Below are 23,271 nucleotides of genomic sequence, written 5' to 3'. Positions count from 1 at the left end.
AATTTACAGTTGCTGAGCTGGAGACTCAATAGTAGCATATATTTCTGTGCTGCCATCTTTGTTCAATTGCATGACTTTATACGGCATGAATTTATCCTGATATTTCATGCCAGGGCTACCCACTGGCATACCGGGTACGGCAAGTCCAATCGCTTGTACCGGTGGGTTTTCTAAGAACTGTGCCATATATTTGGCAGGAACGTGACCTTCAAACACATAGCCATCGGTTGTCACTGTGGTATGACAAGCGCGCATTTGCTGCGGGACACCGTAACGCTCTTTAAATAAAGATAAATCTGTAACGTCTTGCGCAGTTGCGCTTAGACCATGACCTTCGGCATAGCCTACCCATTCTTTGCAGCAGCCACAGTTTGGATCTTTATAAACCGTTGCTGAGACATTTTTGAGTAACGTGGACTGAGTGGTTACGGGGGTCATAATCGGTGCAACTTCAGCTTTTTCTACTTCTTGCGTAGCAACTTCAGCTTCTTGTGCTGTTTGCGTAGCAACAACAGCCTCTTTTGGTTGTGCTGTCTCTGAATCAGAGGCGCTAGTATTAGCTTGGCTGCAAGCAGCTAGTGTTAACGATAGTGAGGATGCCGTTAACAATAAAAGGACACGACCTGATACCCGGTTATGTCCACTAGTGAATATATTAGTATAGCGTCCCATAAAACCACTCCTGAGCGTTTGATTATTGAGTATTTTAGAAAATCACGCCCGACCACTAAATGAAGTAATACGAGCAAGCTTTAAAGCCTAAAAAGCAGTACTACCTAGCACTGCGTTTTTTATTCAACAATTAATGCTGCATCTCAGCACCTTCACCCGACATATCCATCATATCTGCGTCCATCATCTCCATGTCCATATCATTCATATCCATGTCCATCATATCGCTATTAAATCTTGTGGTGAGCATTGTATATTGGTCGGCATTTAGTTCAGGTAGCGTTCTAATAAAAGCCACCATCGCCCACATTCTATCGTCATCATGGGTTGCGCCCCATGCTGGCATACCAGAGGCCATGATACCGTGTTTGATCGCCCAAAAGTTCTGTTGTGCCCCCGCTTTATTATCATAACGCGCGACAACTTCAGCCTTAGTAAAATTAGGCGGACGCGGATACAGATACTCGCTTAGATCTGTTTTTTCTACATCAGGAGCCAAGTGACAACCTGCACACATATCTTTGTAGTCTGCACCACCAGAGCTGATCATATCCACTTGTTTTAGATCTGGCACTACAATATCTTTACTAGCATTTGCTATAGAGCGCGTGCGAGCCGTCTCTAAAAAATTATAAACCAGTGGGGTATGCCCTTGATCTGCACCGATATTCACAATACCACTGCTAACAACTGCAAAGACCCCAACGATTGCCACAAACACGGTAAAAAGCGCACCCCATAAAAATTTCATATGTCTGTCCTAAAGTCTATTGCTGTTAAAATTAGTTTAGTATTTGATAGAGTCAGGGTCTACGAGTTTTAATAGTTGACCCTGACTCTTTATCTAGCGCTGTCAGATTTACTTAGAATCATTGTCACTAGTGACACAATGCTTTTGGTACATTTGCTTCATTTTACCTACGTTCGCCATCATTGACTTCATGGCAGGATCATCCATATTCATTTTGCTATGATCCATTTTTTCCATCATTTTCATGTTTTTTTCCATCTTTTCACAGTTCATGTTATCTTTTTGTGCATGCATCTCTGGAGAATGCGCCATAGCTGAAGTTGAAACGATTAGAGCTACAGCAGTGGCAGCGATTGATTTAGACAGTAATTTAAATTGCAACATAATTAATTCCTATTTATTTATTGAAAGTTGTTAACGCCTGAATCTGTTTAAAGTCTACTGCTGTTAAAATTAGTTTAGTATTTAATGAGGTCAAGCCCAACAAAGCTTGTGGTTGAACTTGACTCGTCATTTATCGAAGCTAGATTTACTTAGAAGCGCTGTGACTATCAGAGTTATTATCCTTGGTCCTTGGTAGCGCAATTCTTTTCATGCATTTGCTTCATTTTGCCCATATTCGCCATCATAGCTTTCATGGCAGGGTCGTTCATGTCCATCTTGCTATGATCCATTTTTTGCATTTTTTCCATCATTTGCATGTTTTTCTCCATCTTTTCACAACTCATACTATCTTTTTTCGCATGCATCTCTGGAGAATGCGCCATAGCTGAGGTTGAAAGGATTAGAGCTACAGCAGTGGCAGCGATTGATTTAGATAATGACATAATTAATTCCTATTTATTTTATTAACGCCTGAGTCTGTTTAATGTCAAGACTGTTAAATTGGTTTAGATGATACCTTATTCTTTCTGACTGGTAGATGACAATAAGATTACAATATTGTCATCTTAACGTTTCTAGATTTTAATTCTTAATAGAATCCTTTAGTATGACTTGAGGGCTTCTATCGCGATCGCGACCATATTTGTTCACGAAATCCTTTTCAGACTGCAAGTGCTGATCTTGATGCTGAACTTCACAAGCAACTCTAGCATCGATATAGCTTTTCATTTCAGCATCCGATACATTTGCATTATTGTGATCTAGGTTTTTAGCAAACTTGGTAACGTTATCGCAGCTATCGATAATTGAAGTGCTTAGATTGGTCGTATGCGCATTAGCCGCTGTTACACCGATAAGCATCGATGCTGATAGTAGTACCGCTTTTTTGAGTGAACTATAATTTTTCATGTGAAGTCCTTTTAAAGATGAGTAGATGAGTAATAGAATGTCTAATTAAAATAACCGCTGAATTTATAGAATCTATCTGTATTATAGAAGAGCTTCTATGTAGCGTTGATTTATAATACTAAATGGTGACTGACAGCTTGATGACTGAGACATGACATGTTTGTCATAAACAATACAACTTTGTCATCTTTCTTCTCTTAATATTAGGCGTCAGAATATACTTTTATCCAAAGCAATCGTTTATGACAAAGGGCTTGATAGACTTTATTGATAACTATAATGACATTAGGTGGAAAAACTATGAAAGTGCTATTGATAGAAGATGAGAAAAAACTTGGAGAGTATATAAAGAAAGGGCTAACGGAAGCGGGGTTTATTGTTGACCATCACCTGACAGGCTTGGATGGCTATCATGCCTTAATGACTGAAGAATTTAGTGTGATACTCATGGATGTCATGCTGCCTGACGTTAGTGGCTTTGAGCTGGTACGTAATTACCGAGCTGCTGGCAAGCATACGCCCGTGCTGTTTTTGACGGCGAAAGATGATTTAAGTGACAAAATAAAAGGGATCGAGATTGGTGGCGATGATTATCTGACCAAGCCTTTTGCCTTTGCAGAATTAATCGTTCGTATCAAAAGCTTGTTAAGGCGCGCCAATCAATCGGACTATAAAAGTACGCTCATGCAAATAGCCGATCTCAAAATGGACATTGCCAAGCGCACTGTGCATAGGGGAGACGCGCCTATTAAACTGACCGCGAAAGAATTTTCCTTGTTACAGTTCATGCTGGAGCGCCGTGGTGAAGTATTACCGCGCTCGGTCATCGCCTCTCAAGTGTGGGACATGAACTTCGACAATGATACCAATGTGATCGATGTGGCGATAAGACGCCTGCGCATAAAAATAGACGACAATCATAATATGAAATTGATACACACTGTACGGGGTATGGGCTACCGATTGGATGCGGTCGATAGCGATACCACTACACACCCCAGTATCGAAGCGCAACATTCTGCCGCTAAGTAAGAAGCCAAGTAACATGAGATATAAATTTGACAACCGCCGCCTACCACTCTTATGGCGCACGGTATTTTTGCTAACGATATTCGTGGTCGTCTCACAAGTCATCATCTATATTTGGGTACAGCGCTCTGTCAAAGGGCATTTTGAACAAATGGATGCTGAGATTATTACCCACGCAGCTTTTAATTTACGTAAGCGAGCAACAGACTCTGATGACCGGCTAACGTTTCAAAACCTACTAAGCTCGCCATCTTCTATAAACCCACTTTCTGAAAAGCCACTTCTTTCAACGGCAACAGAAAGCGCTAACCATCTACATTCTTCTCAGCAAGATTACGATTTAAAGACCATCATTGCTGACAAAGAGGGACGCCTACTATCGAGTACCCCTAGCAACTTTGCCAATGAGCTCAGCGTAGATTTTAACTTATGGTCATTGCAACAGGATAATGACGATCAGCAGTTTGTCATTAATATCAATGACAGACGCTATCGGGCGATGATTATTGAAGACAGTAATATGCTCGCGCTTATCGCCTTACCGATCGACGTGCATCATCAGTATTTATTACAGTTTAATCGCCAGCTCAGTATGATTTTATTTGCGATTACCTTACTGCTGGTTTCCATAGCGGCATTGAGCGTCTATTGGGGTTTTGCACCTTTGGCAACTATTATTCAAAAGATGAAAGGCATTAATCCTGAAAGGTTGGATGAGCGCGTCATCGTTAGTGATATGCCATTGGAGCTAAGGCCGCTCGCGGAATCTTATAACGCTATGATGGTCAAGCTCGAAAGTAATTTTGAATCCTTGTCACGGTTTTCGGACAATATCGCTCATGAGTTACGCACGCCAATAGCGACGCTGAGTACACAAACGCAAGTGATGTTGAATAAGCCGCGAAAGGATGAGGAATACATTGAGCAATTGCATCATCAGCACGATACGCTTGAGCAGTTATCAGCCATGATCAATAATATGTTGCTACTGGCAAAAACCCAAAAAGGGCTGAGTGACTCGCAAGTGAGTCGAGTAGATACCGAAAACTTAATCACCAAGCTCACAGACTACTATGAAATGATTGCCGAAGATCGTGACATAACTTTTTCGAAATCAGGAGATTTTAAAACGGTATTAGGGGATGAAGGCTTATTGCAACGGCTGTTTGCCAATCTCATGTCAAATGCCATTTATTATGCGGCCAGTGACAGTGTTATCGCTATATCAGCCACCAGCGTTCCCTTGAGTGCTGCCTCCGATACTCTTGCTCTTAATACGGCTGATGCTTTTTATACAGCTGACACTCTCAATATGGCAAAGAACCATAATCAAATCTCAAAGCAATCTTGGTTAAAAATCACCTTGACGAATCACTTAGAAAAACCGTTAAGTCAAAGTGATGCCGATAAATTATTTGAGAGATTCTATCGTCACGACAAAAGCAGCAGCCAGCATTCAGGGACAGGTTTAGGGTTGTCTATAGTGCAGGCTATCGCCAATGCTCATAAAGGTAGGGTGAGTATCACCATCAGAGATGAGTATACTTTTGAGATTGCGGTAGAACTGTTGCTTGCCTGATGGTTATTCTAAAAAACGAGATTGATGTTTAAAATCGCAGCAATGGAAGTGATGGAAGTGAAACGCTGTCTTAAAAACACGTTAGAGGCTTGACGTGTTGAGGGTTTTACCAGTCAAAAAATCGTTTTAGTCGGCGCTGATAAGCTTAGCAACAGCCTAAATGACCGCTTATATAATCAACAAATGTTATCGTGTTTTAAGGTAACATACTTATTAGCCATTCTCGGTTTAGGGTGTCTTGCTTGACCACTGCTACTATTAAAACAGTGTATAGTCAGTGAAAAGTAATATTGAACCATCAGGCACTGCTGATATCCATTTTTCTTGCTTGCTGTGCCTGCGCAGACAGAGGCGACAAAAAACTGATATCAGCAATAGCGTCGCGTTTTTAGGATATTTTGACTATAGCTATTAAAACAGTACAGCAATTGATAGTGAGCAACAGCTCGGCTACTTTAAGACAATAGGTGACATATGGATGTGTTTTCGTATTGGCAAGGGTTTTACAACAACCTTTGGTTTTGGCAATTTCCTATGGCGACTCTTGCCATTAGTATGGCAGCTTTTTTGGTGGTAGCCATTCCATGGACGGTGGTGGCTTGGTTAGATCCGCTGTCTTTGCGCAAATACAAGATTCAACAAAAACCGTTCGAGATGAAGAAATTCCTGTTGCCTTCGATTGGTCGTATCGTGGTCAACAACCTTATTTTGGCGACGTTATTAGTGGTTAGTTGGCCACTATTGCAGTTGACTGGCGTCCACAAAGGCACACTGCCTGTTTGGTATATTATCATCGCGCAATTGATATTTTTTGTGCTACTTGATGATTTTTTATACTACTGGATGCATCACTATATGCATGAGAATAAATGGTTGTTGCGGCATATTCATAGCGTCCATCATCGCATTCGTAATACCTGCGGTATCAATGGCAATTACATGCACTGGATTGAGTATTCATTGACCGCGATGCTCACCTTGGTTGGGCCTATCTTGCTAGGCGCGCATATCTATGTGGTTTGGATGTGGGTCATTCTACGTCAGGTCGAAGGGGCGGATGGACACATTGGTTATGATATTCCTTGGAATCCTGTGCATTTGTTGCCTATGTATCAAGGGCCTATCTATCACGACTTTCATCATGCCAAATTCAAAGGCAACTATGCTGGCTTTTTACCTTATTTGGATAAATATTTAGGTAAAACGCATATCCCTGCCTATTTACGGTATTTAAAAGCGAAAAAGCAGGGCTTAACGCCGTTAGAAATAGAGCAAGGTGAGTTGCAGGCACAAAAGAACAAAAAGACAGCAACATCGTTAGGTGCTAGTAAGCCTCAAAGTATAAGCACTCATTTGAAAGCACGATACGGCCTGATTCATAATATAGTCAGAGCACTTTTAAACCGCTACGGTGTTACCCGCTCTAGAGGTACTCAGTGTACTATCTGCGGTCGGTCGCCTTGTAGCGATGCTAAAATTCATTGACTATAAGCATGCAGTATCTACAGGCATCTCACATTTTCAGGTAGGTTTCTTTATATCAATGAGCCTTTGTACTAGCCCGTTGTTTAAAGATTAATAAACAGACAATGATAAATCCTAACAGCGCTGCCGAAGCGCCAAAGCGATTCAATGCCAGACCACCATGATCGATAGGCTTGTCTAAAAAGTCACCTAGTACAGCTCCTAAAGGCCGAGTTAAAACGAAAGCACTCCAAAATAGCAGCGTTTTTGATATTTTCGTACCGAAATGCATCACAGCAATAAGTGCTAATAAAGAGCCAAAGATGATGGCACTCGTTGTATAGCCCATGCCTTTGGTATCTGCGACCCAGTCACCAAGTGCTGTACCAAGCGTCTGCGAAAACATAATGGTCGTCCAGTAAAACACCTCTGCTTTGGGCTTGCTAATACTATCGATGGCAATGCTGCCCATCGTTTTTTGCCATATGACTAAACATACCCCAAGTAGCGCTACCAGTAACGCTGAGCTGCCAGCGTAGCCAATTCCTAGTGATCTCGTCACGTAATCTGCTATCGTTGTGCCTAATGTCGTTGTCGCAATAATCGTCGTCCAATACAACCATTTATTAAACGAATTGGCTTTAATTTGAGTGGCAACCGCTATGCCAAATAGCACAGCGAATATACCAGTACTGACGATGTAGCCTAGGTTGAGCGACATGGATAAGGCGTCGCCTGCCGTCTCACCAAGTGTCGTAGCAGCCACTTTGATTATCCAAAAAAGCAGGGTAACCTCTGGAACTTTGGACAAAGCATTTAATAGGGAATCATTATCTGCAGCGGTGGATGGGTATTGAGTATTTAAGGTTGTATTCATGTGTGGATTCACTCTGTCGATAAGCAAATTTAATGTCATATTGTTGACATGACTAAATTATCAATAGAGGTGTTAAGAAAGTGTCAAGATAGGGCCTTCTAAATTCATTGAAATTTTTTGACAAAAAAACCCTATAAATTATAGGGCAGAAGGCTTGAGCGAGTTTGTGCTATAGTCGATTCAATGTAAAAGTAGTACAAGGCAACCAAGTGTAGATGTATATGTGATACTTCAAGCGAGGTTAACGCTGTAATACTTTTATAGTGGAATGACTATAATAGCTATTTGACTGAATCAACTGTGCTGCTTAAAGTAAGGTTGTGAGCTTTGAGACGGGCCGTTCGTTTAAAAAATACGCTGGCAAGCGCACAGGTAATTGTTAGTGAAAGCAGCATTGATACCAATGTGTGGCTAAAAAAATGATCGCCAAACAGCATTTTATACATCCCCATTGTCCAGCCTAAGACAGTCACTATTTCAAATATTCTATAGCGGTACTTATGCAAAGTGGGTAAGAATGCTAAACCATACAAAGAAAATCCTGCGCTAGCGTGAGCGGCTGGGAAGCACTTGGCAGGCGTATTCGCGACTATATTTTGCCAAATATTTAGATAAGGAAGCTCGCCACCAAACAGTGTCAAATGATTGGGACAACTGACATGGGTGACTCCTTTTAAGAGTGCAATGCTAGAAGGTACGACGATAAGAATAGTCAGCAGATAACTTATTTCACGAACCGATAAAGGAATAATAAATCTGTCGAGCTTGCCATAATGGATGGTAGAAGTAGTGCTCGAAGGTTGTCTGTATTTGATAATTAAAATCGTGATTAAGTAGATAGCTGAGAAGATTAATAGCGCTTTAGGTCCATCATAAAAGATAAAAGCGTAAGGCTGAGCACCTTTTTGGAGGAGCCATTGACCGTTGGTATAGAAAAGCTCACTAATACGAATATCAAACTGGCTGTGCTCAAAGGTTAGAGCGGCAATAATGGTCAAGCAAAGGAGCTTCAGCCACATCCAATCGGTCAGGTTATTTTTTAGAGTCATTGAGGCGCCTTACTCAATTTATTAAGTTGTCGTTTATTAAGTTGCAAACGCTTAAGCTATAAAACTGATGTTTTATTCAAAATAACAGGTTTATTAAGGCCATTGTCCACAACACAAACAGCAGTAATAACGCTAAAAACTGGGCAGCAGAGCCGACATCTTTGGCTATTTTTGCTAAGGGATGTTGCTCGGTTGAGGTATGATCGACACTGGCTTCAATACCTGTATTAATCAACTCAACAATGAGGGATAAAAAGGAAGCAACCACCAGCATCATTTTTATACCGATATTAAAAGGCATAAATATAATGGCTATGAATAATACGAGATTGAGCCAAAAAACTTGCCTAAACGCTGCTTCAAACTGATAAGCCGCTTTAAAACCATCTATAGAATATCCTGTGGCTTTTAAAATACGCGCCAAACCTGTTTTACCTTTAGCATTACTCGCAAAGCTATCTACTACAAGAAAATCACCAGATACTGGCTGATTTTTATAATCAGGATGTGCGGCATCATGATCGAGAGTAATAGGTTTGAGGTTATTCATATTAGTTGCTTACTGGTCATTTAGATTAGAGTGGCTGGCAGAATCTTAAGTATATGACAAGGCACGTTAAGAAAGCGTTAAGGCATCGCCCATCTATAGTCATTCCACTATAAAAGTATTACTGCGTTAACCTCGCTTGAAGTATTAAATATACATCTACACTCGGTTGCCTTGTACTACTTTTAAATTGAATCAACTATACTACAAAAGAGTAGCAGCGTTACCCTCGCTTAAAGTATGACCCATACATCAGCAATACCGTCGCGTCTTTAGGATATTTTGCCTGTAGATTGCACATACTAAAAAGCAGTAGTTGATACCTGATTTTGCTGTGGTATCAGCTACTGCTGCTTATTGAGGTTGAAGTGAAAATACAATAAAAGCGAAAATATAATAAAAGTGCAATCACCGATATAATTATTGTTGTGATGATCCCAGTGTAGGAGGGCACTGGTTAGCACTTGGGTATCAGTATGTGCTTAGCGCTGTTAAGAAAGCGTTAAGATAAAATACTTTTAATTAGGGCGTGTCTTCATTTCAAAGATGGCGATAAAAATGAGATAAATTGCCGTCAAACAAGAAAAATAGCGTAGATAATATCGGGATATTAACAAGCTATTTGACGATGTTTGGCAAGATTTAGCCATTTTTAGCCCATTTAGATGACTATCGAGTGAATTGAAGACACGCTCTAGATTACTAAGCATTATTTTAGCGGGGTAATAATAATCTGAAATTCAAAATTTTCTAGTTTTATGATGGTATCAGCCGTTGCTTTCTATCAAGGTTGAAGAGGACATTTAAGGTAAGTGCCATTATGGGTACACTCATTTTTTAATGAAAATTATGCCACTGTCATCGTTATTTATAATAAATACTAAAGGTACTGCCGCCTGTGGTATTGGCTTGATGGGTCAGTTGCCAGCCCATATGCGTCATGATGCGCTGCACGATGCTAAGACCCAGTCCTGTACCCTCAACTTTATAGCTCGCATAATCGTCAGCCAGCAAATCTGTAGATAATGGAGTGCTATCATTCTGCTGATCTAAACGCTCAAATCTCTCATACAGCAACGGCATCATAGACTCGGGAATGCCTAGGCCTGTATCGGTGACCGTTATTTTTTCTGCATCAATAGTGACTTTGACTTCACCATCATCTGTGTATTGAAAGGCATTCTTAATCAGATTACCCAGCGCCATTTTTAACAGTTCAGGGCGCACATTAGCAGAATACTCTTGTTCAGCGACTACGGTATAAGTCACCGTTTTATAACGCAGCAGATACTTTAAGCGCTTCATCTCACTTAATACAATCGTATTAATAGAGGTTTGCGGTGCGTCCAGTTTTTCAGGGGCGCGCGAGAGTAGCAACAACGCGCTGATAATCTCGGAGGTTTCTTTAGCAGTCGTACTAATGCGCTCAGTAAATTCACTCAAATAGTGATCGCTTGCTAATTGGGAGGCCAGTACTTCTGACGCACCCATAATAATCGTTAAAGGCGTGCGCAATTCGTGGCTTACATCGCCGGTAAATAGCTGCTCACGTTTGAGGTACTGCTCTAACTTATGATTTTTCTGATCAATCGCTCGTGCTAAGACGTCAACCTCCGACGGCAAATGAGTCAATTCGGTTAAATTTTGGTGATCGTTTTCTACCGCTTGTTTTAGATCTAGTAGCGGCTTAGTAATCTGCTTTGAGGATAGCTGAGAGAATATGATGGCAATCAGCAAGCTTAAAATAACAGCCACTCTCAAGGCATTGGCAAAGATGTCTTCTAAATGTTCAAAGATGGCTAAAACAGGGTAGTTTGCCAATACCATTTCTCTGTCTTCTAAGTAAGTCAAAATAAATTTCTGTTTATTTTGCTGATAAGCAAAGAAGTGCAGGTTGGTTCTGGTCGTACCTGTTTTAGTGTTAACCGTGACAGAGGTTTCTTGCACTTTATCATCGGCCATAGTTTTCAAATCTTCAGGCGCAGTATCATAGCGGTAAATTTTGATACCTGGATCTGCCACATAGACAGCCAGCTCGCCTTCTTTTTCTTGACTCAGCTCTAGCTGCTGTAGCAGGCGTGCCTTTACCAGCTCTTTCTCCATCCTCGTCTCTGCATACACAAAAATGCTGACGAAAGTCGCGCACAGTAGTACGGCAAATAAAAAGTATGATATTCGAAACTTGTTAACGATAGAGTCAATTCTGAACATAGCATCACTTCGTAGTGGCAAAGGTAGTAAAGGTAGTAAACAGATTTTACACTTTATCTGGGTCAATAATCTGATAACCAACACCAGGCACCGTCACTATCATAATGTCAGCAAACGGCTTATCGACTTGGGCACGCACACTGTGCATATGGGTACGCAGTGCATCGCTACTAGGAATATCCTCACCCCATACCTTTTCCTCCAATTCGCTTTTACTGACGACTCGGGGCGACGCATTCATCAAAGCTTCTAATATTTTAAACCCTGTTGGTGTCAGTTTTAACGCTTTGCCTTCTCGGGTAATCGTGTGTTCCTCTGTATTCAAGGACAATTTGCCGATATTGATACTGTGATGAAAATGGTCGTCTTGATGGCGACGTATAAGCGCTTTGATGCGAGATTCTAGCTCAATGAGTGAGAAAGGCTTGACCAGATAATCATCAGCGCCACTATCGAAGCCTGCAACTTTATCCAAAATCGTATCGCGAGCAGTTAGCATCAATACAGGGGTTTTGTTGTGGAAGTCTTCTCTGAGTTTTTTGCACAGTTTTGTACCATCCATACCCGGTAGCATGACATCCAATAAGATAACGTCGTAGCGATTGTTCGAAGCCAGTGTTAAGCCACTAATGCCGTTATGCGCATTGTCTAATGCAAAGCCTTTAGGCTCAAAAAAAGCATAAATATTGGCCACGATATCTGGGTTGTCTTCAATAATAAGTATTTTGTACATAGTTATCTCATGCATAAATGTCAGCAGTGCTTAGCGCTAAAATCTTAATAGACAGACTTAAAAAATGTCGGTGCTGCTGCTACTTCGTCAGTCGTAATACCGAAAAAATTAAGTAAAGTCGGGGTAATAAAATCGTGTGATACCGGCTGATCAATCATACTAGCAAGGCTGCTTTTATCAATATTGTTGCTAGTAGGCGACCAGATAATGACGGGTACCTGCTTTTGAGCATCGGGCGCTATGGCATAGGGTAAACCATGCAAGTAGATGTTATTTTCACCCAAGCTTTCTCCATGATCGCTGATATATACCATCGTCACATCATAATCCTGCTCATAAGTTTTTAGCGTATCAATAACGTTATTTAAAAAGTAATCAGTATAACGAATGGCATTGTCATAACCGTTGATGACGGACTGATCATCGCACTTGGACAGCTCGTTAGTCATACATACTGGCTGATACACTTCAAATTCTTTAGGATAACGTTTGTAGTACGCAGGACCATGGTTGCCCATTTGATGCAATAAAATAAGCGTGTCTTTAGCTGGTACGTCCGATTTTACCCTTGTATCTGACTTAACTAAAGTATCAAAACCATTTAACATACCAATGTCACGACACTCAACATCACAATTTGGATTGATATCAGCTGTCCTGTAATTTTCAAAGGTCACTCTATCAGCCACCCCTTTAGAGCTCGAATTATTGTCTCGCCACACAACATTGACGCCTTGCTTGTATAGCGTATCTAATACGTTCTCGTTGTAGTCCGAATTATTATCATTATAGTTTTCTCGATTGGCATAACTGAACATACAAGGTACAGAATAAGCGGTAGAAGTGCCGCAAGAGGTGGCATTTTTGAAGCTATAAATGTCTGGCTGGTTAGCTAAAAGAGGCATCGTATCGCGCTTATAGCCATTAAGACCAATGTGATCGGCGCGAACGGTTTCACCGACGACAAAGACCATGAGTTTAGGTTTTGCAGCGTTAGTTCCCGCAGTAGCAGTGAGACGTTTGGCATCTGTCGCATGTGCTATCAAGGTGTCAGGACGACGTAATTCATCGACGTAATCGGTACCCAATTTGATGACAGAGTAAATAGGAGTAATGGGATTGGCGTAGCTACGAACCATTTTATGTTGGCGAAAAAAGGTCGCGTATTGATCCCCAAAAGGTAGTAGAGCGACGGCTATTAAAGCGACAGACAAGATTAAAGTCGCGCTCCTTTGCAATAATGCTCGACGTAAAGGCACTCGTTTGATACGAATCTTTGCAATAAGAACAGCGGGTACAACACCTAGCAGAAATACCCGAATAAAAAAACTTAGCGACATCAGCTCCATCGCTTCTGCTCGATCGGTCTGCATACTGTTGATCAGCATACTACGATCAAATATCGTACCGTAAGCGTCTGTAAAATAACCACATACAGCCGCTATCAATACCATAGCGATGAGCACTGGCTTTGCAATGGGTCGATAGCACAACAACTGAAAGATCAGCCACATCAAGCCTAACAACAAGGCTATGATCGAAATGATAAAACCAATATTAGTGCTAACAGGATAGATACTTAGCACTTGTGTAAAAAAACCAAAATTCGCAGTAGCGACTATATAAAGAGCCACGATGATAATCAAATAACTGAGATTGATCTCACGATTAAAGAGATTGCGTAGATAGCTTTTTTTAGTACTGGCTTCGGTAATATCGGTGCTAAGTGCTTGAGAGGTTGACATAGTGGGGCTTCTCAACAGAATGATAAGGAATGCAATTCCTTACGATAACAAGTGCTCTGTTAAGAAGACGTTAAGACAGTTGGATTAAGGGATAGTTTGAGTGGGTATCAGGATTCATTAGACTGAACAATGAGATAGTAGTGTTGGTTACATTTCTGATTTAGGCAATTCTATCGATAGTATTAACTCTAAGTATTCACAGTTTGCTTAGGGTCTGTTGAACATTCAAATGTGGCACTGGCAGTGGCTATTTTTTAGACAATGCGCAGTCCTAATATTTGAATGTTCAACAGACTGTAGTGGCATAATAAAATTGGACAGCTTATAAGAGATACCATCTTAAAAAAGCCAAATCAAGTGCTAATTAGCTCAACTCTTGCTTGGTAAGGTTGCTGATGTTTAACCACGCCGAAACAAATATGCACAAGCTTACGCATCGCCGCACAGACAGCCTGCATTTTGCACTTACCGTTAGCAAGCAGTCGCTCATACTGCGCCTTAATGTCGGGATTATGCTTAATGGCGACTAGCGCCGGCATATACAATTTAGCTCTTACGGCACTTGAGCCATTCTTTGCTAAGCGAGACTTGCCCTTAAATAGCCCTGATTCACTATGCTTGGGAACTAGACCTAAAAAGGCTGCCATTTGCGACGCTTGACTAAACTGCTTATTATGCATCAGCGACATCATCTGCTTTGAGACAACAGGGCCGACGCCTTTAATAGTTTGTAGCAGATATTGGTCTTGCTTTAAATTGGGATGACCATCGATATGGTCATCAATATCACCATTGAGCTTAACAATGGCGGCTTGCAAAGAGACTATCATCTGCTCAATAGACGCTTTAACGATAGGAGCGGTGTCTGTGGCCTCCGTTTTTTCCAATCGATTCAGCTCACGTTGTAAGTCTTCTTGTAGCGCGTCTAAGCGCGACAGTAAAGACTTGAGGTGACGCGCCTCTGCTGGCGGCGGTGTCCACAATTTAGGCTTAGCACTATAGGTGTAGCGGGCTAATAACATACTATCTTTCTTATCCGTCTTGTTGCGACTTCCTAAACTAGCAGCATAGCTTTTGACGTAAGCAGGATTGATGATGCTAACGTTAAGCTTTTTATCAAATAGGTAGTAGGCGATGTTCTCGTGATAGACGCCTGTAGCTTCAAGGGTTATGTGGATGTTGTTTAAGTCATCAGTAATGTTAGCAATTAGCCAGTTGATAAGAGCAGCATAGTCACTGTGATCATTTTTAAAGACTTTAGTTTTGAATTTTAGTTTGTCAGTGTCTTTGAGCCATGCAATATCTAGCTTATTTTTACTAACGTCTATGCCTATATAATGTGTCATCTTATTGTCTTCCCTTGTTTATGCAGTGTCACTCATGGCATCTGATAAGATGTCGAGGCACTTGGATACCATTCAGAATATTAAGATGATAGGATGAGCATTGGGCATAATCTCTTACACAGTGTCTAGGCACTAAGGTTATACTCATACTCTCAATGCTCATGAATAACTGCTTTATTTTATCAACTTTCATCGATAGTATTAAGCGATTATTCAAGATACAAGGTTATACTACCCCAAAGAAGGAATACAGTATGACTACCAAACGTAGAGAATATACCCGAGAATTCAAATTAGAAGCCATTAGCTTAGTGGTTGATCACAATCGCAAAGTTGCAGAAGTAGCCGAGTCTTTAGGCATCGGCATCTCAACCTTAGACAACTGGGTACGCAAGTATAAAAAAGAGCAGCAAGGCGTTCGTCCAACTAAAGGTCTAGCATTAACTGATGATCAGCGTCGCATACAAGAGCTTGAGCGAGAAGTCAGACAGCTTAAGATAGAGAAAGACATTCTAAATGAGGAGGGATTAAGCGAAGCACTGCTTCGCCCCGACGCAAGGGGAGAGCTATGCTCGAGTGGGCTTCAGCTCTGCTGGCATCGGACAACCTCAACGTCTATCGTTGATTAAAAAGCTGGCAGAGCAGGACAAAAGATTAAGTAAGAAGAAGCTGTGTGACTTGTTTGATGAGGTTAGAAGTAGTTACTACTATGGTATTAAGACTAAGCCTATTGATGTTGAGCGAGTCAAACTCCAGTCTTTAATACGCCAAATATTCAACGACTCAAAGCAATCAGCAGGGGCTCGGACTATAGTTGCCATTTTAGCTAACGAGTATGGCATTAAGCTAATGCGTTACTTAGCGACTAAGCTTATGGAGCGAATGGGTTTAGTCAGCTGCCAGCTCAAGACCCACAAATACAAACACGCTGACGAGGCGCATATAACCTATGACAACCTTTTAGACCGAAACTTTAACCCAGATGCGCCTAATCAAGTCTGGACAGGCGATGTGACCTACATCCGTATCAAAGGTGGCTGGTGCTACTTAGCGGTTGTTTTAGACTTGTTTGCTCGCCGTGTGGTTGGCTTTAGCGTATCCGATTCACCTAATAGCACCTTGACCGCATCAGCGCTAAAGATGGCGTATCAGACTCGCCTTAAACCAAGCGGTGTGCTGTTCCACTCTGACCAAGGCACGCATTACACCAGTAAAGAGTTCGCTGACGCGATAGCTGACTGTAAGGATATGAAGCAGAGTATGAGCCGCAAAGGAAACCCACTACGGGCACAGCCCTCCGCCTTGCACTCGGGCAAAGCAGTGCTTTGCCAATCCTCGCTCATGGGATAACGCGCCAACTGAACGCTTCTTTAGGAGCTTTAAAACCGAGTGGATGCCAAAGGGCGGTTATGAGGATATCGCTGAAGCATCGAGCGCCATTAGTGATTATATCTGGGGCTACTATCAAACCGTGAGACCGCATAGTTTCAACAATTATTTAACACCAGTAGAAACAGAAAAACGTTACTTTAATAAAAACCTCTTAGAAGGTGTCCTAAATTAGTTGACCACTATAAACAGATCTTGGCGGTCATAAAAGTTGCCCCAACGCTTATAATTATTATCCGTTCTCGACTCAGGGTTATAAGGAATGGCAATGTAGGTTTGAATTTTATTAGTGTCCTAAATTAGTTGACCACTACAATTTTTTACTTACAACACGCAACCTTTTTAACACACGTTGATTATAAATCTTTTTTTCAAGGTGCTAATATAATTGAGTAATACTTAACTTAGATAACATAAACCACTGTTTCTAATAACTTTCATCTTGTATTATCACAGATTATTGGTTTATCGCGATTTTGCAAGCTTTACTTAATTGGATAAATTATGCGTGCTTTAACTTACCACGGTGCTAAAGATGTGCGAGTGGACAATGTCCCAGAACCTAAACTGCAAGAAAAAGATGATGTTATTTTACGTGTGACTGCAACTGCAATTTGTGGCTCAGATTTACACTTATATCGTGGCAAAATGCCTGCAACCGAGGAAGGCGATATCTTCGGTCATGAGTTTATGGGTGTGGTTGAAGAAGTAGGCTCTGAAGTCACTGCTGTTAAAAAAGGCGATAGAGTTGTTATTCCTTTTGTTATTGCATGTGGTAACTGCTTTTTCTGTCAGCATGACCTAATGTCCGCTTGTGAGACTACAAATACAGGCCCAGGCGCTGCTATTAATAAAAAAATAATTCCGCCACCGGCTGCTTTATTTGGTTTTAGCCATTTATATGGTGGGATTCCTGGTGGACAAGCAGAATTTGTACGGGTTCCTAAAGGTAATTTTAATCCGTTCAAAGTAAATGGCTCACTGTCAGATGAGAAGGTTTTATTTTTATCAGATATTTTACCAACTGCTTGGCAGGCCGTGACTAATGCCAATATTACTAAAGGTTCAACCGTAGCTATTTATGGTGCGGGTCCTGTGGGGTTGTTATCAGCAGCTTGTGCTAAAATGTTAGGCGCTGAGCAGATCTTCGTGGTAGATCATAATGACTACCGTTTGCAGTATGCCAAAGATACGTACGGGGCTATTCCGGTTAATTTCGATAAGGTAGATGCTGCTGAATTCATCATTGAACAGACCAAAGGACATCGCGGCGTTGACGGCGTTATTGATGCGATTGGCTTTGAAGCCAAAGGCAGTATGCTAGAAACAATAATGACCAATTTGAAAATTGAAGGGTCAAGTGGTGCAGCTTTACGTCAATGTATTGCAGCTGTGCGTCGTGGCGGGGTCGTTAGTGTTCCTGGTGTGTATGCAGGACCCATTCATGGTTTCTTATTTGGTGACGCTTTTGATAAAGGGCTTACTTTCAAAATGGGCCAAACCCATGTACACAAGTATTTACCACAATTATTAGAGTATATTGAAAATGGTGATTTATCACCTGAAGCTATTATTACTCACCGTATGAATTTGTCTGACGCTGCTAAAGGTTATGAAATTTTCGAAAAGCGTGAAGAAGAATGTCGTAAAGTCATTTTAACTCCTTAATTTTTCAAATTTACCCTTTACTTTTAACATTTAAAGGTTAGGTCATAGCTGCTTTAACGAGATTATCTTAAATAAGGGTTATCGCTAAAGCAGCTAGTAAAAAAATCTTTGACTTACTTTTCTCTGCACACGGCAAAAAAATCACCCCCCAACCGATTTTCATGGGTTTAGGGATTAAAAAAACTAACTAACTGTCTTAGATGGTCTTAAAGCTTAGAAGTATAAAGCACAATAAACTTTCTTATATTTATCAGGATCATCTTTATTAGCTACAAACCCTTTGCTAACCAACTTTACCGAGTTAAATGTTTCACCTTCATCATTAGTTATCATAACAATCAAGTTTTGATCCCCAAAACTTTGGAGTTCTTTAATCAGCTCTTTAATTGTCTTAGTTCTATCTTCCCATTGCACTATACCTAAAAAATAAAACCTCTAAACGATAATATATCTATCATTAGGCTTGTTATTAATGTTAAATGATAGTAATATCTTATTATTATCAATGAACATTGGTTATTAAGTCTAAATAATATAGGTGGCGTTATGACCGTTCGTATTTATGTGAGAGCCAGCACTAAGGATCAAGACGCTAAGAGAGCCTTGTCTGACTTGATTAGCTTTAGCCAAAGCTATAACGATAACCATGTTGAGTACGTTGAGCATTTCAGTGGTACAAAGCTCGATAGGCCAGTATTAGCTAAGCTATTAAAGGACGCTGATCAAGGCGATATTCTGCTGGTTGAAAGCGTGGACAGATTAAGCAGGCTATCTCAAGATGATTTTGCAATTCTAAAGCAGCGCATCAAAGACAAAGGCTTGCGATTGGTGGTGGCCGATCTACCAACCACACATACGGTAAGTAAGGGCATGACAGGTGAGATCCTAGCAGTGATTAACCATATGCTGATCGACTTGTTAGCAACGATGGCAAAGCTTGATAACGATAAGCGTAGAGAGCGTATTAAGCAGGGGTTAGCGAATAGTGGTTATAAGCCCACAGGTAAGAAAGCCAATACAGTGAAACATAATCGTATTAGAGAGTTGGCCAGTCAAAACAATATGACGAAAGAGGAGATTGCTAAGGCGGTTGGTGTTGGGGTGGCTACGGTTTATCGGGTGTTAAAGCAGGGCTAACAGCTGAATAGTTGAGGTATTTTAAATAACAGTTTGTCTTTTTTATAGACACGATACTATTAGATACATAAGAACCAACTTGGAAGTTTTTAATCATGCAACCGACTTATTATAGTGCTTAACAAGTAATCTACAGTTTCGTCAAGCATGAACCGATGTAAACGTTAAATAACATTTTAGTCTTATTCATAACTTTTATTATTTCTTATTATTTATGGCACATCAGCTTGATTAGGTTTTAAAAGCTATTATCCTACCCAGTTTTTTGTCTAAACCTCATAGATTCAAGAGTAGCAAGCCATATCAAAGGTAGGATAATCAGCGCAGAACCTATTAACAAAGTCATATTTGGTACTTCGTTAAACCATATGATTCCGACCACCACCGCTCCTAGTAAACCTGAGTATTCCGCACTAGAGACTTTGTACGCTTCAATGTGTCGGTACACCTGTACGCATATACCCGCATAAATCAAAATAAATACATTTGAACTGGCGGCCGTAATCAATGAGTGCCAGTCAAATGGCTGTCCCTCCCAAATAGCCAACCCAAGCGCGAACGGGATTCCTAATAAATTAGTCAAAAGTAGCGTTTGATAGACAGAATGATTTTGTGGAAGTTTACGAACTAAGAGATTGTTTATCGCCATGGTTACCGCTACTATAAGCGCAAAAACTGCCCCTGAATTAATCTGTTTTGGTTGTACGATAACGAGGATACCAGCAAAACCTAACATAGATACCGCTATAATTGGAAAGGTTAATCTGTCTTTATAAAATAAAAAACCTAGTGGTAATACAAATAAAGGGGCGGCATAAAAAATGGCGTTCGCAGTCGCGAGAGGCAATACTTGAAGAGACAGTACCATGAATATCACACCTAACAACCACACGTGACTACGAACAAAGTGCCATTTTATATTACTGAATAACTTGTTCTTTTTATTAATTAAGCAAAATGGCAACAGCATTAAAACCGCTGTGCATTGACGAAACAGGATAAAGTGATATACCGCCGTCTCAGAGGGCAAGGCCTTTATCAAGGCGTCTGAGAAGACCGCAATGATATTTCCTAGTACCAATAGCGTCATGGCAAATGCAACACTCATCTTTGGCATTCTTAGCCTCCTCGCCCTACTCTAAATTCAGAAACTGTTAAAACCCCAATGGGTTCATGCTGATTTAACGATCTGTCAGGCAGTATATTCAAGTAACGGTATGATGTATAATGATATAAAACATATTTAGTATTACCTGAGGTAATAATGGATTTACCACCGCTGCGTGCAATACAGTGCTTCGAGTCCGTTGCACGGCTTAACAGCTTTTCAAAAGCAGCAGAAAGCCTCAATGTGACACAAAGTGCCGTGAGTCACCAAATACGCATCCTTGAAGAGTATCTTGGGGAAGCAATGTTTTACAGGCAAGGCCGGACCTTTTCGTTGACAGAGGTTGGTGAGCGTTATTTCACAGATGTGAGTGGCGCATTGGGTCTACTTTCAGATAGTAGTCAGATTATTAAACATGGAAAACCTGGGCATATACGCTTAGCTCTGTACAGTTCAGTCGCAGTGAATTGGTTGATTCCTCGACTAGAAGACTTCTATAGACAGTATCCAGAAATAGAACTCACTTTAGATATGGTTAATTATCCCTCTGATTATAATGAGCAAAGGGCCGATTGTTATATCACCGTCGATCCTCCTCCACATGCTTTCATCAGTAAGTTTTTATTTACTGAAGCTTTATATCCTGTGTGTGGTCAAAAGCTTTGGGAGAAAATAAGAGATAAACCCCTTCCTGACGCATTGTGGCGGCATCCAATATTGTCTGTGAGATATGCAGATACAAGCGTGAATACAGCAGAGGATTGGCTGCGGTGGTGTAAGGCAGGCGGATTTGAATTGCCAAGCGATATAAAGATAAATCATTTTAGTCATGTACTACTAGCGATAGAAGCCGCAAGGTACAATCTGGGCATTACTCTTACCAATAATTATATGATGCAGGATGACGCTTATAAACAAAATATCGTTAGAATTCCAATGCACGAATTTCTAACAGGGGACCAATTTTACTTCGTTTGCAAGGAATTAAAGAATAATCAGGATGATATTATTAAATTAAGCGAATGGCTGAAATCCCAATGTAATTAAAAAACTCTTTACCTTATTTGTTATCAAAAGATCAAATTATGATTTGTTATAGGGGTTTAAAATGATGATTTAGAAAATCCCGATCAACAATTCATAAAGACTCATATCCTCAATAAATAGTCATTTATTTTATCTGATCTTAAATAAGATAAGTTAATAGGTTGAAATTTAAAAGGAATAAAGCTCATCATATTTAGTCATTATTAGTAATATTTACAAAGAAGAAACTCGCTAAACCTTAAACTGCAGAATAAGTTTGTCTTCAACTAGAGCATATGTAATGACAACACTAATTTTCAGTAGTAGTATAGATTTAACTGCAGTAGGCCAAAAGACATTATAGAAAATCTTGATCTAATAATTTACATAGTAATTTCTAGTTTTTATCTCACATCGTTAACTTTTAAGGATTAAATACTATATTATCTATCAGCCCACTTTAGAACTGACTTTTAGACTAAACCTAGAAACAATACAAATAAAAAAGTTAAGTAATGCATAAGGATTAGATTATGATTGCTAATGTATTTAATTCCATCGCAGACTCCTTCTTTAATTTTTTACTAGCCATTATTTGCGTACTCATGTTATTGGCACCACTGTATAAATGGAAGTCTCGTCCTAACAAGGCGCTCACCAAAAGAATAATAATAGCAATTTTTTTAATTCCAGTCTCTTTATATCTTCTAGTAGATACTTTCAATACTAAAGACCAGAAAAAAAACGATCAACTGTTATCAGTTGCTCATTTATCTGAAAGAGATAGGCCATTAGAAAATGAAAACCATATTAGTATGCCTGATAAGCATGCTTTTGCAGCGGCCCTTGAATTGAATGGTATTAGAACAAAACAAAATAACGAGAGCCGGACCAACCTTAAAGAGAATAAAGATGAGCATCAAGAAGGTAGCTCTCAGGTAAGTCTTCACTCTGAAAATAATAATGGAGGGTTGTAGACTTGTGGCACAACTCTTTGTGTATGACGAACTGATGGTCAATCCATCTGATCTCTACTATCAAATCCGTAGTAACAAACTTCGCGGATTTTAGTGACGCAGCCTGACAGTAAAAATCAAACTACACCTATCTTGGCGATACACTATCTCATTTTTCAAACCCACGAAGGCGATGTGATTTTGGTTGAGCAGTTTGACCGCTTAGCACGTTTGAAACAAGCTGATTAGGTTACTCTCAAAAGAATGCTATCAGAGAAAAAGTTGGCAGTCGTATCAAAAGAGCTGCCGACCTCACATATGGCGCTTCAATCTGAGAATAGCACTGAATTTATGAGTAGCGTGTTGCAAGCCATCAATTCAATGTTACTTGATATGCTCGCTGCTATTAGAAAGGACTATGAAGATCGACGTAACCGTCAGATGTAAGGTATTTCTCGTGCTAAGCTAGAAAGTAAGTATTCGGGACGTAGGAAAGATACCGAGAAACGTAAGATTATCGCTAGCCTTCTGAAATCTGGGCGTAGTTATTCTGAAATACAAGCTACATCTAAGTGCTCGCGTCAGTTGATAGCTGTTATAGCTAAGCAAATACTCAAATACTCAAATACTCAAATACTCAAATACTCAAATACTCAAATACTCAAATACTCAAATACTCAAATACTCAAAT

General features: G+C 40.3%; 24 protein-coding genes and 1 pseudogene. 12 read left to right on the top strand and 13 right to left on the bottom strand.

Going from position 1 to position 23,271, the window contains the following annotated elements:
• Positions 1-3 precede the first annotated feature (3 nt).
• From AAEY79_RS07050 to AAEY79_RS07030, 5 genes are all read right to left on the bottom strand, one after another.
• Positions 4-672: a DUF411 domain-containing protein gene (locus AAEY79_RS07050; protein ID WP_352287805.1), complete on the bottom strand. Its 669-nt coding sequence runs from the start codon at positions 670-672 to the stop codon at positions 4-6.
• 130 nt (positions 673-802) lie between these two features.
• Positions 803-1,423 carry a cytochrome c gene (locus AAEY79_RS07045; RefSeq protein ID WP_025653162.1) on the bottom strand — a complete coding sequence of 207 codons (621 nt, stop codon included), beginning with the start codon at positions 1,421-1,423 and terminating at the stop codon, positions 803-805.
• 108 nt (positions 1,424-1,531) lie between these two features.
• Entirely contained in the window at positions 1,532-1,807 is a 276-nt protein-coding gene (locus AAEY79_RS07040) for a hypothetical protein (RefSeq protein ID WP_025653163.1), read from the bottom strand.
• Between the two features lie 176 nt (positions 1,808-1,983).
• Complete coding sequence (locus AAEY79_RS07035) at positions 1,984-2,250, bottom strand: hypothetical protein (protein WP_025653164.1); 267 nt, start codon at positions 2,248-2,250, stop codon at positions 1,984-1,986.
• A gap of 139 nt (positions 2,251-2,389) precedes the next feature.
• Positions 2,390-2,716 (bottom strand): hypothetical protein, encoded by a 327-nt coding sequence (locus AAEY79_RS07030; RefSeq protein ID WP_025653165.1) that lies wholly within the window; start codon positions 2,714-2,716, stop codon positions 2,390-2,392.
• 300 nt (positions 2,717-3,016) lie between these two features.
• Here AAEY79_RS07030 and AAEY79_RS07025 point away from each other — a divergent pair, with 300 nt between their 5' ends.
• The 3 genes from AAEY79_RS07025 to AAEY79_RS07015 all read left to right on the top strand — a co-directional run bounded on the left by AAEY79_RS07025 (position 3,017) and on the right by AAEY79_RS07015 (position 6,809).
• Complete coding sequence (locus AAEY79_RS07025) at positions 3,017-3,748, top strand: heavy metal response regulator transcription factor (RefSeq protein WP_025653166.1); 732 nt, start codon at positions 3,017-3,019, stop codon at positions 3,746-3,748.
• Between the two features lie 13 nt (positions 3,749-3,761).
• Positions 3,762-5,324 (top strand): ATP-binding protein, encoded by a 1,563-nt coding sequence (locus tag AAEY79_RS07020; protein ID WP_173239451.1) that lies wholly within the window; start codon positions 3,762-3,764, stop codon positions 5,322-5,324.
• A 474-nt stretch (positions 5,325-5,798) separates the two neighbouring features.
• Positions 5,799-6,809, top strand: coding sequence for a sterol desaturase family protein (locus AAEY79_RS07015; protein WP_352287802.1), 1,011 nt, complete (start codon positions 5,799-5,801; stop codon positions 6,807-6,809).
• Positions 6,810-6,864: 55 nt separating this feature from the next.
• Here the strand turns inward: AAEY79_RS07015 and AAEY79_RS07010 are convergent, their stop codons facing one another.
• From AAEY79_RS07010 to AAEY79_RS06980, 7 genes are all read right to left on the bottom strand, one after another.
• A complete protein-coding gene (locus AAEY79_RS07010) occupies positions 6,865-7,665 on the bottom strand; it encodes a hypothetical protein (protein WP_350588362.1) in 801 nt (266 codons plus the stop codon).
• Positions 7,666-7,946: 281 nt separating this feature from the next.
• Positions 7,947-8,714: a PAP2 family lipid A phosphatase gene (locus AAEY79_RS07005; RefSeq protein ID WP_350588361.1), complete on the bottom strand. Its 768-nt coding sequence runs from the start codon at positions 8,712-8,714 to the stop codon at positions 7,947-7,949.
• A gap of 76 nt (positions 8,715-8,790) precedes the next feature.
• On the bottom strand, positions 8,791-9,264 hold the full coding sequence (locus AAEY79_RS07000; RefSeq protein WP_173239454.1) for a diacylglycerol kinase: 474 nt from the start codon (positions 9,262-9,264) through the stop codon (positions 8,791-8,793).
• A gap of 861 nt (positions 9,265-10,125) precedes the next feature.
• Positions 10,126-11,472, bottom strand: coding sequence for a HAMP domain-containing sensor histidine kinase (locus AAEY79_RS06995; protein WP_352287798.1), 1,347 nt, complete (start codon positions 11,470-11,472; stop codon positions 10,126-10,128).
• A 46-nt stretch (positions 11,473-11,518) separates the two neighbouring features.
• Positions 11,519-12,205 carry a response regulator transcription factor gene (locus AAEY79_RS06990; RefSeq protein ID WP_025653172.1) on the bottom strand — a complete coding sequence of 229 codons (687 nt, stop codon included), beginning with the start codon at positions 12,203-12,205 and terminating at the stop codon, positions 11,519-11,521.
• 44 nt (positions 12,206-12,249) lie between these two features.
• On the bottom strand, positions 12,250-13,950 hold the full coding sequence (locus tag AAEY79_RS06985; protein ID WP_350588359.1) for a phosphoethanolamine--lipid A transferase: 1,701 nt from the start codon (positions 13,948-13,950) through the stop codon (positions 12,250-12,252).
• A gap of 353 nt (positions 13,951-14,303) precedes the next feature.
• Positions 14,304-15,296 (bottom strand): IS110 family transposase, encoded by a 993-nt coding sequence (locus AAEY79_RS06980; RefSeq protein ID WP_025651576.1) that lies wholly within the window; start codon positions 15,294-15,296, stop codon positions 14,304-14,306.
• Between the two features lie 254 nt (positions 15,297-15,550).
• Between AAEY79_RS06980 and AAEY79_RS06975 the strand changes: the two genes are divergently transcribed.
• From AAEY79_RS06975 to AAEY79_RS06955, 5 genes and pseudogenes are all read left to right on the top strand, one after another.
• Positions 15,551-15,925 (top strand): transposase, encoded by a 375-nt coding sequence (locus AAEY79_RS06975; protein ID WP_025650489.1) that lies wholly within the window; start codon positions 15,551-15,553, stop codon positions 15,923-15,925.
• Positions 15,873-16,646 (top strand): IS3 family transposase, encoded by a 774-nt coding sequence (locus AAEY79_RS06970; RefSeq protein WP_352287795.1) that lies wholly within the window; start codon positions 15,873-15,875, stop codon positions 16,644-16,646. Before AAEY79_RS06975 ends, AAEY79_RS06970 begins: the two co-directional genes overlap by 53 nt.
• A gap of 22 nt (positions 16,647-16,668) precedes the next feature.
• Positions 16,669-16,860, top strand: a pseudogene (locus AAEY79_RS06965) (IS3 family transposase); the annotation flags it as partial.
• Between the two features lie 329 nt (positions 16,861-17,189).
• Positions 17,190-18,353: a zinc-dependent alcohol dehydrogenase gene (locus AAEY79_RS06960; RefSeq protein ID WP_025645663.1), complete on the top strand. Its 1,164-nt coding sequence runs from the start codon at positions 17,190-17,192 to the stop codon at positions 18,351-18,353.
• Positions 18,354-18,899: 546 nt separating this feature from the next.
• Positions 18,900-19,490 carry a recombinase family protein gene (locus AAEY79_RS06955; RefSeq protein WP_144296423.1) on the top strand — a complete coding sequence of 197 codons (591 nt, stop codon included), beginning with the start codon at positions 18,900-18,902 and terminating at the stop codon, positions 19,488-19,490.
• A 253-nt stretch (positions 19,491-19,743) separates the two neighbouring features.
• Here AAEY79_RS06955 and AAEY79_RS06950 read toward each other — a convergent pair whose 3' ends face one another.
• The gene (locus AAEY79_RS06950) at positions 19,744-20,607 is read right to left on the bottom strand and encodes a DMT family transporter (protein ID WP_201567632.1); all 864 of its coding nucleotides are present in this window, start codon (positions 20,605-20,607) and stop codon (positions 19,744-19,746) included.
• A 147-nt stretch (positions 20,608-20,754) separates the two neighbouring features.
• Here AAEY79_RS06950 and AAEY79_RS06945 point away from each other — a divergent pair, with 147 nt between their 5' ends.
• The 4 genes from AAEY79_RS06945 to AAEY79_RS06930 all read left to right on the top strand — a co-directional run bounded on the left by AAEY79_RS06945 (position 20,755) and on the right by AAEY79_RS06930 (position 23,027).
• On the top strand, positions 20,755-21,645 hold the full coding sequence (locus AAEY79_RS06945) for a LysR substrate-binding domain-containing protein (RefSeq protein WP_352287792.1): 891 nt from the start codon (positions 20,755-20,757) through the stop codon (positions 21,643-21,645).
• A gap of 512 nt (positions 21,646-22,157) precedes the next feature.
• Positions 22,158-22,601: a hypothetical protein gene (locus tag AAEY79_RS06940; RefSeq protein ID WP_025650900.1), complete on the top strand. Its 444-nt coding sequence runs from the start codon at positions 22,158-22,160 to the stop codon at positions 22,599-22,601.
• Positions 22,602-22,694: 93 nt separating this feature from the next.
• Positions 22,695-22,829: a hypothetical protein gene (locus AAEY79_RS06935; protein WP_264298306.1), complete on the top strand. Its 135-nt coding sequence runs from the start codon at positions 22,695-22,697 to the stop codon at positions 22,827-22,829.
• A gap of 15 nt (positions 22,830-22,844) precedes the next feature.
• Positions 22,845-23,027, top strand: a complete 183-nt coding sequence (locus AAEY79_RS06930) for a hypothetical protein (protein ID WP_352287789.1) — start codon at positions 22,845-22,847, stop codon at positions 23,025-23,027.
• The last annotated feature ends 244 nt before the right edge of the window (positions 23,028-23,271 follow it).

The sequence above is a fragment of the Psychrobacter sp. GW64-MNA-CIBAN-0177 genome (genome assembly GCF_040309585.1).
In the GTDB taxonomy this organism is placed as follows: Bacteria; Pseudomonadota; Gammaproteobacteria; order Pseudomonadales; family Moraxellaceae; genus Psychrobacter; species Psychrobacter okhotskensis.
The sequence above is the reverse complement of the archived record's forward strand: the minus strand, read 5'-3'. Positions and strand labels throughout refer to the sequence as shown.

Excerpts from the sequence above, each read along its gene's own strand:
- AAEY79_RS07050 (WP_352287805.1), bottom strand. The coding sequence starts at position 672 with ATGGGACGCTATACTAATATATTCACTAGTGGACATAACCGGGTATCA.
- AAEY79_RS07045 (WP_025653162.1), bottom strand. The coding sequence starts at position 1,423 with ATGAAATTTTTATGGGGTGCGCTTTTTACCGTGTTTGTGGCAATCGTT.
- AAEY79_RS07040 (WP_025653163.1), bottom strand. The coding sequence starts at position 1,807 with ATGTTGCAATTTAAATTACTGTCTAAATCAATCGCTGCCACTGCTGTA.
- AAEY79_RS07035 (WP_025653164.1), bottom strand. The coding sequence starts at position 2,250 with ATGTCATTATCTAAATCAATCGCTGCCACTGCTGTAGCTCTAATCCTT.
- AAEY79_RS07030 (WP_025653165.1), bottom strand. The coding sequence starts at position 2,716 with ATGAAAAATTATAGTTCACTCAAAAAAGCGGTACTACTATCAGCATCG.
- AAEY79_RS07025 (WP_025653166.1), top strand. The coding sequence starts at position 3,017 with ATGAAAGTGCTATTGATAGAAGATGAGAAAAAACTTGGAGAGTATATA.
- AAEY79_RS07020 (WP_173239451.1), top strand. The coding sequence starts at position 3,762 with ATGAGATATAAATTTGACAACCGCCGCCTACCACTCTTATGGCGCACG.
- AAEY79_RS07015 (WP_352287802.1), top strand. The coding sequence starts at position 5,799 with ATGGATGTGTTTTCGTATTGGCAAGGGTTTTACAACAACCTTTGGTTT.
- AAEY79_RS07010 (WP_350588362.1), bottom strand. The coding sequence starts at position 7,665 with ATGAATACAACCTTAAATACTCAATACCCATCCACCGCTGCAGATAAT.
- AAEY79_RS07005 (WP_350588361.1), bottom strand. The coding sequence starts at position 8,714 with ATGACTCTAAAAAATAACCTGACCGATTGGATGTGGCTGAAGCTCCTT.
- AAEY79_RS07000 (WP_173239454.1), bottom strand. The coding sequence starts at position 9,264 with ATGAATAACCTCAAACCTATTACTCTCGATCATGATGCCGCACATCCT.
- AAEY79_RS06995 (WP_352287798.1), bottom strand. The coding sequence starts at position 11,472 with ATGTTCAGAATTGACTCTATCGTTAACAAGTTTCGAATATCATACTTT.
- AAEY79_RS06990 (WP_025653172.1), bottom strand. The coding sequence starts at position 12,205 with ATGTACAAAATACTTATTATTGAAGACAACCCAGATATCGTGGCCAAT.
- AAEY79_RS06985 (WP_350588359.1), bottom strand. The coding sequence starts at position 13,950 with ATGTCAACCTCTCAAGCACTTAGCACCGATATTACCGAAGCCAGTACT.
- AAEY79_RS06980 (WP_025651576.1), bottom strand. The coding sequence starts at position 15,296 with ATGACACATTATATAGGCATAGACGTTAGTAAAAATAAGCTAGATATT.
- AAEY79_RS06975 (WP_025650489.1), top strand. The coding sequence starts at position 15,551 with ATGACTACCAAACGTAGAGAATATACCCGAGAATTCAAATTAGAAGCC.
- AAEY79_RS06960 (WP_025645663.1), top strand. The coding sequence starts at position 17,190 with ATGCGTGCTTTAACTTACCACGGTGCTAAAGATGTGCGAGTGGACAAT.
- AAEY79_RS06955 (WP_144296423.1), top strand. The coding sequence starts at position 18,900 with ATGACCGTTCGTATTTATGTGAGAGCCAGCACTAAGGATCAAGACGCT.
- AAEY79_RS06950 (WP_201567632.1), bottom strand. The coding sequence starts at position 20,607 with ATGCCAAAGATGAGTGTTGCATTTGCCATGACGCTATTGGTACTAGGA.
- AAEY79_RS06945 (WP_352287792.1), top strand. The coding sequence starts at position 20,755 with ATGGATTTACCACCGCTGCGTGCAATACAGTGCTTCGAGTCCGTTGCA.
- AAEY79_RS06940 (WP_025650900.1), top strand. The coding sequence starts at position 22,158 with ATGATTGCTAATGTATTTAATTCCATCGCAGACTCCTTCTTTAATTTT.
- AAEY79_RS06930 (WP_352287789.1), top strand. The coding sequence starts at position 22,845 with ATGCTATCAGAGAAAAAGTTGGCAGTCGTATCAAAAGAGCTGCCGACC.